Origin of the sequence: Streptomyces sp. NPDC059787, assembly GCF_042732315.1 — a bacterium.
Classification (GTDB): Bacteria; Actinomycetota; Actinomycetes; order Streptomycetales; family Streptomycetaceae; genus Streptomyces; species Streptomyces atrovirens.
Genome location: NZ_JBHWHX010000030.1, coordinates 88,708 through 96,732, shown reverse-complemented (window position 1 = coordinate 96,732; position 8,025 = coordinate 88,708). Strand labels below are relative to the sequence as shown.

The following is an 8,025-nucleotide window of genomic DNA, read 5'->3' as shown; positions in this document are numbered from 1 at the left end:
CTGGGGGGCTCCGCCCCGGGACCCCCGCGCGCTGTTCCCCGCGCCCCGTCTTGGGGCGCGGGGCTGTGTCGATATGCGGCTCCGCCGCGTGGGCGCGAGCAACCCCCGCCCACCCGCACATCGGGGTCGAAGGGGCAGCGCCCCTTGAGGACGGGACGGGAAGGGGCGGCGGGGGCGAAGGAAAGCAGGGCGCACGCCCGGATGCTCGTTCGCGGCCATCGCGTCTCACCTGCGCAAACACCCCGACTGGACAGTCACCCCGTGCCACAAGCAGAGGCACCCCGTGCCGACTTTCTCGAGATCGAGAGATTTTGCCCCTCAACCCTTTGATCGATCATCGATCAGCGAGTTACAGTCGCCAGCGGGCTTGCACCCGAGCCCTCCGCCCTGTCCTGCCAAAGACACAAGGGCACCCCCCTTCGACTGAGGAAGGCGGCGACATGACGACCGACCCCAACGCCATCCAGCCGAGCGAGCTCGACCAGCTCCCGGACCGCGACCCCGAGGAGACCGCCGAGTGGCAGGCCTCCCTGGACGCCGTCACCGAGGCGGCCGGGCCGCACCGTGCCGCGTACCTGATGCGCCGCACGCTGGAGCGTGCCGAGGGAGCCGGCCTCGCGCTGCCGAAGCTCCTCGAGACGGACTACGTCAACACCATCCCCACCTCCGCCGAGCCCGCCGTGGACGGCGACGAGGCGATGGAGCAGCGGATCACCGCCTGGAACCGCTGGAACGCGGCCGCCATGGTGACCCGCGGCAGCAAGTACGGCGTCGGCGGCCACATCGCCACCTTCGCCTCCGCGGCCTGGCTCTACGAGACCGGCTTCAACCACTTCTTCCGCGGCAAGGAGGGTGACGGCTCCGGCGACCAGCTCTACATCCAGGGCCACGCCTCCCCCGGCATCTACGCCCGCGCCTTCCTCGACGGCCGGATCGGCGAGCAGCAGCTCGACAACTTCCGCCGCGAGGCGGGCGGCAACGGCCTGCCGTCGTACCCGCACCCGCGCCGCCTCCCCTGGCTGTGGGAGTTCCCGACCGTGTCGATGGGCCTCGGCCCCATCTCCGCGATCTACCAGGCGCGCTTCAACCGCTATCTGACCAGCCGCGGCATCAAGGACGTCTCCGACTCCCACGTGTGGGCGTTCCTCGGTGACGGCGAGATGGACGAGCCCGAGTCGACGACCGCGCTCACCCTCGCCTCCCGCGAGCAGCTCGACAACCTGACCTTCGTCATCAACTGCAACCTGCAGCGCCTCGACGGTCCGGTCCGCGCCAACTTCAAGATCGTGCAGGAGCTGGAGGCGCAGTTCCGCGGCGCCGGCTGGAACGTCATCAAGACCCTGTGGGGCACCGCGTGGGACGAGCTGTTCCGGCTCGACACCACCGGCGCTCTCGTACGACGCCTCCGCGAGGTACCCGACGCGCAGGTGCAGACGTACCAGACGCGCGACGCCGCCTACATCCGCGAGGACTTCTTCGGCAAGGACCCGGCGCTCGTCGAGATGGCGAAGCTGCTGAGCGACGACAAGATCCTCGAGTGCTTCCACCTCTCGCGCGGCGGCCACGAGTCCCGCAAGGTGTACGCCGCGTACAAGGCCGCGCTCGCCCACAAGGGCGCGCCGACCGTGATCCTGGCGCAGACGGTCAAGGGCCACACCCTCGGTGAGGGCTTCGCCTCGAAGAACGCCAACCACCAGATGAAGAAGCTGACGGTGGACGAGTTCAAGGCGATGCGCGACCGGCTCGAACTGCCGGTCTCCGACGCGCAGTTCGTCGACGGCCAGGTCCCCTACGTCCACCCGGGCGCTGACTCCCCCGAGGTCCGTTACCTCCAGGAGCGCCGTGCCGCCCTCGGCGGTCCGGCCCCGGCCCGCCGCGTGCACCCGGTGGCTCCGCTGCCGCAGCCCGCCGACAAGGCGTTCGCCGCCTTCGACAAGGGCTCCGGTTCGCAGAACGTGGCCACCACCATGGCGTTCGTCCGCCTGGTCAAGGACCTGGTCCGCGACAAGGAGACCGGCAGGCGCTGGGTGCCGATCGTCCCCGACGAGGCGCGCACCTTCGGCATGGAGAGCCTCTTCCCGTCCCTCGGCATCTACTCGCCGATGGGCCAGACGTACGAGCCGGTCGACCGCGACCAGCTGATGTACTACAAGGAAGCCAAGAACGGCCAGATCTTCAACGAGGGCATCACCGAGGCCGGTGCCATGGCCGAGTTCGTCGCCGCCTCGACGTCGTACGCGACGCACGGCGAGACGATGATCCCGTTCTACATCTACTACTCGATGTTCGGCTGGCAGCGCACCGGCGACCAGATGTGGCAGCTCGGCGACCAGCTCGGCCGCGGCTTCCTCGTCGGCGCCACGGCCGGCCGCACGACGCTGACGGGCGAGGGCCTGCAGCACGCCGACGGCCACTCGCCGGTCATCGCCGCGACCAACCCGGCGGCGCTGACGTACGACCCGGCGTTCGCGTACGAGATCGGCGTCATCGTCAAGGAGGGTCTGCGCCGGATGTTCGGCGAGGCCCTGCCGGACGAGGACCAGAACGTCTTCTACTACCTGACGGTCTACAACGAGCCGCTGCCGCAGCCCGCCAAGCCGTCGGCCGCCGGTGTCGACGAGGGCATCGTCAAGGGCCTGTACCGCTTCAACACGGCGGAGTCCGCGGGCCTGTCCCCCGCCGCGAACGCGCCGCGGATCCAGCTCCTCGGCTCCGGTACGGCGATCCACTGGGCGCTGAAGGCGCAGAAGCTGCTCGCCGAGGAGTGGGGTGTGGCCGCCGACGTGTGGTCCGCCACCTCGTGGACCGAGCTGCGCCGGGACGCCATGGAGGCGGACGAGGCGCTGCTGCGCGGCGAGGACCGGGTGCCGTTCGTCCGGCAGGCGCTGCAGGGCGCCGAGGGTCCGGTGCTGGCGGTCTCCGACTACATGCGCCAGGTCCCGGACCAGATCGCGCAGTGGGTCGAGCAGGACTACTCGTCGCTGGGCGCCGACGGCTTCGGTCTGTCGGACACCCGTGACGCGGCCCGCCGCCACTTCGGTGTCGACGCCGAGTCGATCGTCGTCGCGGCCCTGGCGCAGCTCGCCCGCCGTGGTGAGGTCCAGGCCGCGTCCGTGAAGGAAGCGCGCGCGAAGTACGGCCTGTGACGGCTTGATCATGCAGGAGGCCCCCGCCCGCTCGGCGGGGGCTTCTTGCATGATGGGCGCATGCGCGCTGCCCGGCTGATCAAGATGGTGCTGCTGCTCCAGTCCCGGCCCTCCATGACCGCCGCCGAGCTGGCGCGGGAGCTGGAGGTGTCGGAGCGGACGGTCACCCGGGACGCGCAGGCCCTGTCGGAGGCCGGGGTGCCGGTGTACGCGGACCGGGGGCGGATCGGGGGCTACCGGCTGGTCGGCGGATACCGGACGCGGCTGACGGGGCTGGCGCGCGGGGAGGCGGAGGCACTGTTCCTGTCCGGGGTGCCGGGGGCGCTGCGTGAGATGGGGCTGGAGGACGCGGCGTCGGCGGCCCGGCTGAAGGTGTCGGCTGCCCTGCTGCCGTCCCTGCGGGACGCCTCCCGTACGGCGGCGCAGCGGTTTCATCTGGACGCCCCCAACTGGTTCCACGAGCCGGACACTCCCGAGCTGCTGCCCGCGGTCGCGGACGCGGTGTGGGACGACCGGCGGGTCACCGCCCGGTACCGGCGTGACGGCGGCGAGGTGGAGCGGGAGCTGGAGCCGTACGGGCTCGTGCTCAAGGCGGGGGTCTGGTACCTGTGTGCGCGGGTTTCCGGGCGGGGGTCCTTCCGGGTGTACCGGATCGACCGGTTCACGGCGGTGGAGGCGGGCGCGGAGCGTTTCGAGCGGGCGGAGGACTTCGACCTGCCGGCGTTCTGGGGGGAGCGGGCGGAGCAGTTCGCGCGGTCGATCCTGCGGGCGGAGGTCGTGGTGCGGCTGTCGGCGGAGGGGGTGCGCCGGCTGCCGTACGCCGTGGATGCGGGTGCGGCGCGGGAGGCGTTGGAGCGGGCGGGGGAGCCGGAGGGGGGTGGGTGGGTGACGGTGACTCTGCCGGTGGAGTCCGAGGAGGTCGCCCATGAGCAGTTGACGGCGTTGGGGGCGGAGGTGGAGGTGCTGGCGCCGCCGTCCCTGCGGGAGCGGTTCGTGGCGGGGGCTGTGCGGCTGGCGGAGCTGTATGGGTGCTGAGAACACGGTGCTGAAAGGGGGCCCTTTTCGATCCCCTGATGCGGGAGTGTGCCCTCCGGGGTTTTCGCCCCCGCCGCCCCTTCCCTCCCCCCACTCTCGACTTCGCTCGAGCGGGAGGTGCCCCCACCGTCCCTGGGGGCTTCGCCCCCAGACCCCCTTCGTGCCCACGCGGCGGAGCCGCATGTCGGCACAGCCCCGCGCCCCTTTGAGCCCGGCCCCTTCGCGCCCACGCGGCGGAGCCGCATGTCGGCACAGCCCCGCGTCCCTTTGGGCGCTGCGGGTGCGTCTGGGGGGCGTAGGGTCGATGCTTGTCCTCGTGATGGACGAGACGGAGTTCTGGGAGCTGGTGGACGCCGCCCGCGGGGACGCCGGGGGTGATCCGGAGGAGCAGGCCGATCTGTTGGTGGAACGGCTGCTGCGGCTGGACCCGGAGGCGGTTCTGGACTTCGCCCGTCACTTCGAGTCCCGGTACCACCGCGCCTACCACTGGGATCTGTGGGGCGCCGCCTGGGTGCTGCTGGACGGGGCGAGCGACGACGCCTTCGACTACTTCCGGTGCTGGCTGATCGGCCAGGGCCGGGAGGTGTTCGAGGGGGCGCTGCACGACCCGGACGCGCTGGCCGGCCTGCTGGACGACTTCGACGAGGAGGTCGACGGCGACGGCGAGGACCTCGGTTACGCGGCGGACGAGGCGTACGAGCAGCTCACCGGGACGGTGGCGCCCGACCTCGACCTGCCCCCGGCCCCGGCGGAGCCGGAGGGCACGCCGCTCGACTTCGAGAACGAGGCCCTGCTCGCCGAACGCTACCCGCGGCTGTGGGAGCGGTTCGGGGGCTGAGCGGCGGGCTCGGTCACAGGCGCCGGTGAGGGCTCGGCGCGTGGCGCAGGGGGGCCGCGTTGGCCTGCATGAGGGCGGCGGCGGTGTGGGCCGCCGGGCCCAGGACGACGGCGGCCGCGGCGCACAGGGCCGTCCAGGGGCGGCGCAGGGCGTCCGCCCAGGTGGTACTTCGGTCGGGCGTGTCGTTCATGGGACCTGCTCTTCGTTCCGTGTGGTGCGTGTGTTCCGTGTGTCGTTGTCGTTCCGTACGGTGGTCCGGGTGTCGTCGGGCACGGTGTCCCCGGTCCCGCGTCCCTGGAGGCGGGCCGCCAGGGTCCTGATCTCCGGGAGGCGGGCCTTGAGGGCGGCGCCCGGGCAGTCGGTCATGTAGCCGTCGCTGTGGCCGGCGACCGCGGGCAGGACGGCGGTGGTGCCGGCCGCGTAGCGGCTGCCGCCGTTGCTGGAGACCAGCCGGACATCGGCGCGCGGGTCGGTGCCGGACGTGCCGAGCTTCCAGGCGGCCACGGCGGCGATCGCGCGCAGCATCTCCCGCGGCACCTCCGCCCCCTCGGTGAAGGTGCCGAGGGCGGCGATCCCGGTGGTGCGGTGGTTGAAGCCCTGGGTGTGGGCGCCGGTGACGGGGCGGTCGGTGCCGCCCGCGCGGCCCTCGTAGACGGTGCCGCAGCGGTCGACGACGAAGTTGTAGCCGAGGTCGTCCCAGTCGCGGGCGCCGGTCTGTCCTTCGTACAGGCCCCGGATGATGCCGGGGGCGTCGGCGCAGTCGTAGCCGTTGGGTGAGTCGGTGTGGTGGACGAAGACGGCGACGACCTCGTCGTCGTAGCGCGGCGGCGGCTGTTCCCGCTCGGCGTCGCCCAGCCAGACGGAGCGGGGCAGGACGGTCGGCGCCGGCGCCTGATGGGCGGCCGCGACCCGCGCGGCGCTGCGCGCGGCGGAGTCCTCGGCGGCGTGCTCGACGCCGTAGGCGCACAGCACCAGGGCGACCGCGGCGGCCACGCCCGGCAGACAGCCGAGCGGCGCCGTGACGGCCCGCGGCAGGCGCGGGGAGCCGGGCCCGCCGGGTATCCGGGGGGAGCGGCGTCTCCGCGCTCCGCGCGGTCTCCTGGGGACACGCATGGTCCCACTGTGGGCAGGTCCTCCCGGGTCCGCGATCCGTGCTGCGCCACCCGGTGGAACCATCGCCTCGGTCCGCGACGTTTTCCCCGGTACACGCGCGCGTGGCCGCATTCCCGCGGCCGTCGCGCGCGTGGCTGATCACCGGGCCCCTCCCCCACGTACTGATGGGCCGGTGGTCCCGAGAGAAAGGCGGCGTGCGTGGACCTGCTCGACATCCTGCTGTTGCTGGTCGTCCTGGCCTACGCGGCGTCCGGTTACCGGCGCGGACTGCTGGCGGGCTGTGTCTCGCTGGCCGGTTTCGTGGGCGGTGCGGTCGTGGGCGTGTGGATCCTGCCGTGGGTGATGGACCTGGTGACGCCGGGGACGACCCGGGCGACGGTGACGGCCGTGTTCACGGTGCTGCTGCCGGCCGTGACGGGCCACGAGCTGGCGGGACGGCTGGCGCTCAGACTGCGGCGGGAGCTGGACCGGGGCCCGCTGCGGGTGGCGGACGGGGCCGGCGGGGCGGTGGCCAACTCGGTGGCCGTGCTGATCGTGGCGTGGGTGGTGGCGAGCGTGCTGGGCGCGTCCTCCTCCCCGCTGGTGACGTCGGCGATCCGGGACTCGCGGCTGCTGGGCGCGGTGCAGAAGGCGATGCCGGACACCACTCCGGGCTGGTTCTCCCGGGCCACGTCGGCGCTGACCGAGGCGGGTTTCCCGCAGGTCTTCAACCCGTTCGAGAACGAGTCGACCGCCGAGGTCGCCGCGCCCACCGGCGACAGCGTCACCGCGGCGGCCACCCGGGCCGCGCAGCGCGGCACGGTGAAGGTCGAGGGCGTGACGGGCACCCAGGGCCGCGAGGGCAGCGGCTTCGTGTACGCGACGGAGCACGTGATGACCAACGCCCATGTGGTGGCCGGCATCGACGAGCCGACCGTGCGCGTGGGCGGGGTGGGACGGACGTACGAGGCACGGGTGGTGCTCTTCGACCCGCGCAAGGACGTGGCCGTGCTGTACGTGCCGGAGCTGCGGGCGCCCGTCCTGGAGTTCGACGACGACGCGGAGCGCGGCGACTCGGCGGTCGTCGCCGGCTATCCGCAGGACGGCGATCTGAACCTGCAGGCGGCGACGGTCGCCAACCGTGTCCAGGCCCGGGGGCAGAACATCTACAACGACGCGGTGGTCACCCGTGAGATCTACTCGATCCGCTCGACCGTCCGCCCCGGCAACTCCGGCGGCCCGCTGCTGACCACCGAGGGCCGGGTGTACGGCGTGGTGTTCGCGCGTTCCACCTCGGACGCGGAGACCGGCTACGTGCTGACGGCGGACGAGGTGGCGGACGACGCCGAGCGCGCGGCGGACGCGACGGCGCCGGTGGACACCGGGGAGCCGGTGACCTCGTAGGCCCTGTCAGGGCCGGTCAGAGCAGCGACCGCCCCATCATGATGTCGTCGACGTACTCGCCCCCGACGAAGAACTCCCCCGGCTGCACGCCCTCCACGACGAAGCCCTCGGACTCGTACAGCGCCCGGGCGGCGGTGTTGTGGCCGAGCACGCGCAGGGTGATCCGGCGGGCGCCGCGCTCCCGTGCCTCCGCGACGGCGGCCCGCACCAGGGCCCGCCCCACTCCCAGACCGCGCGCCTCCTCGGCGACGGCGAGACCGCGGATCTGCCGTACGTGGGCGTTGCTGGCGAGTTCGGTGGCGAAGCCGAGACGGACGTAACCCACGATCCGGCCCCCGTGCTCGGCGACACGATGGTCCCGGGGCCCGGACCGCTCGCTGAAGAACCAGTCGTACGACGGCCGCGGGGTGACGGCGTGCAGGGTGGACCAGGTCTCCCGGTCGAGACGGGCCAGTTCCCCCTCGTCGTCGGGACGGGCGACACGTATGGACGGCTCGGACATGAGCGCCA

7 protein-coding genes are annotated in these 8,025 nt (G+C 72.7%); 4 read left to right on the top strand and 3 right to left on the bottom strand.

Annotation, left to right across the window (positions count from 1 at the left end):
• Positions 1-440: 440 nt before the first annotated feature.
• From aceE to ACFV5H_RS25835, 3 genes are all read left to right on the top strand, one after another.
• Positions 441-3,146 (top strand): pyruvate dehydrogenase (acetyl-transferring), homodimeric type, encoded by a 2,706-nt coding sequence (gene aceE, locus ACFV5H_RS25845; protein WP_385197459.1) that lies wholly within the window; start codon positions 441-443, stop codon positions 3,144-3,146.
• Positions 3,147-3,206: 60 nt separating this feature from the next.
• Positions 3,207-4,181 carry a helix-turn-helix transcriptional regulator gene (locus ACFV5H_RS25840; RefSeq protein WP_385197458.1) on the top strand — a complete coding sequence of 325 codons (975 nt, stop codon included), beginning with the start codon at positions 3,207-3,209 and terminating at the stop codon, positions 4,179-4,181.
• A gap of 319 nt (positions 4,182-4,500) precedes the next feature.
• Positions 4,501-5,019, top strand: a complete 519-nt coding sequence (locus ACFV5H_RS25835; protein ID WP_385058856.1) for a DUF4240 domain-containing protein — start codon at positions 4,501-4,503, stop codon at positions 5,017-5,019.
• A 13-nt stretch (positions 5,020-5,032) separates the two neighbouring features.
• On the opposite strand, the gene ACFV5H_RS25830 is transcribed toward ACFV5H_RS25835, so the two are convergent.
• Positions 5,033-5,209, bottom strand: a complete 177-nt coding sequence (locus tag ACFV5H_RS25830) for a hypothetical protein (RefSeq protein WP_385058846.1) — start codon at positions 5,207-5,209, stop codon at positions 5,033-5,035.
• A complete protein-coding gene (locus ACFV5H_RS25825) occupies positions 5,206-6,132 on the bottom strand; it encodes a peptidoglycan recognition protein (RefSeq protein WP_385197456.1) in 927 nt (308 codons plus the stop codon). Before ACFV5H_RS25825 ends, ACFV5H_RS25830 begins: the two co-directional genes overlap by 4 nt.
• Positions 6,133-6,330: 198 nt before the next feature.
• On the opposite strand from ACFV5H_RS25825, the gene ACFV5H_RS25820 reads away from it, so the two are divergent.
• Entirely contained in the window at positions 6,331-7,515 is a 1,185-nt protein-coding gene (locus ACFV5H_RS25820) for a MarP family serine protease (protein WP_385197455.1), read from the top strand.
• Between the two features lie 16 nt (positions 7,516-7,531).
• Here ACFV5H_RS25820 and ACFV5H_RS25815 read toward each other — a convergent pair whose 3' ends face one another.
• The gene (locus ACFV5H_RS25815) at positions 7,532-8,017 is read right to left on the bottom strand and encodes a GNAT family N-acetyltransferase (protein WP_385058850.1); all 486 of its coding nucleotides are present in this window, start codon (positions 8,015-8,017) and stop codon (positions 7,532-7,534) included.
• Positions 8,018-8,025: the final 8 nt, after the last annotated feature.

What these genes read in the sequence shown, in the direction of transcription:
- ACFV5H_RS25825 (WP_385197456.1), bottom strand. Translation starts at nt 6,132, where the DNA reads ATGCGTGTCCCCAGGAGACCGCGCGGAGCGCGGAGACGCCGCTCCCCC.
- ACFV5H_RS25830 (WP_385058846.1), bottom strand. Translation starts at nt 5,209, where the DNA reads ATGAACGACACGCCCGACCGAAGTACCACCTGGGCGGACGCCCTGCGC.
- aceE (WP_385197459.1), top strand. Translation starts at nt 441, where the DNA reads ATGACGACCGACCCCAACGCCATCCAGCCGAGCGAGCTCGACCAGCTC.
- ACFV5H_RS25835 (WP_385058856.1), top strand. Translation starts at nt 4,501, where the DNA reads ATGGACGAGACGGAGTTCTGGGAGCTGGTGGACGCCGCCCGCGGGGAC.
- ACFV5H_RS25840 (WP_385197458.1), top strand. Translation starts at nt 3,207, where the DNA reads ATGCGCGCTGCCCGGCTGATCAAGATGGTGCTGCTGCTCCAGTCCCGG.
- ACFV5H_RS25815 (WP_385058850.1), bottom strand. Translation starts at nt 8,017, where the DNA reads ATGTCCGAGCCGTCCATACGTGTCGCCCGTCCCGACGACGAGGGGGAA.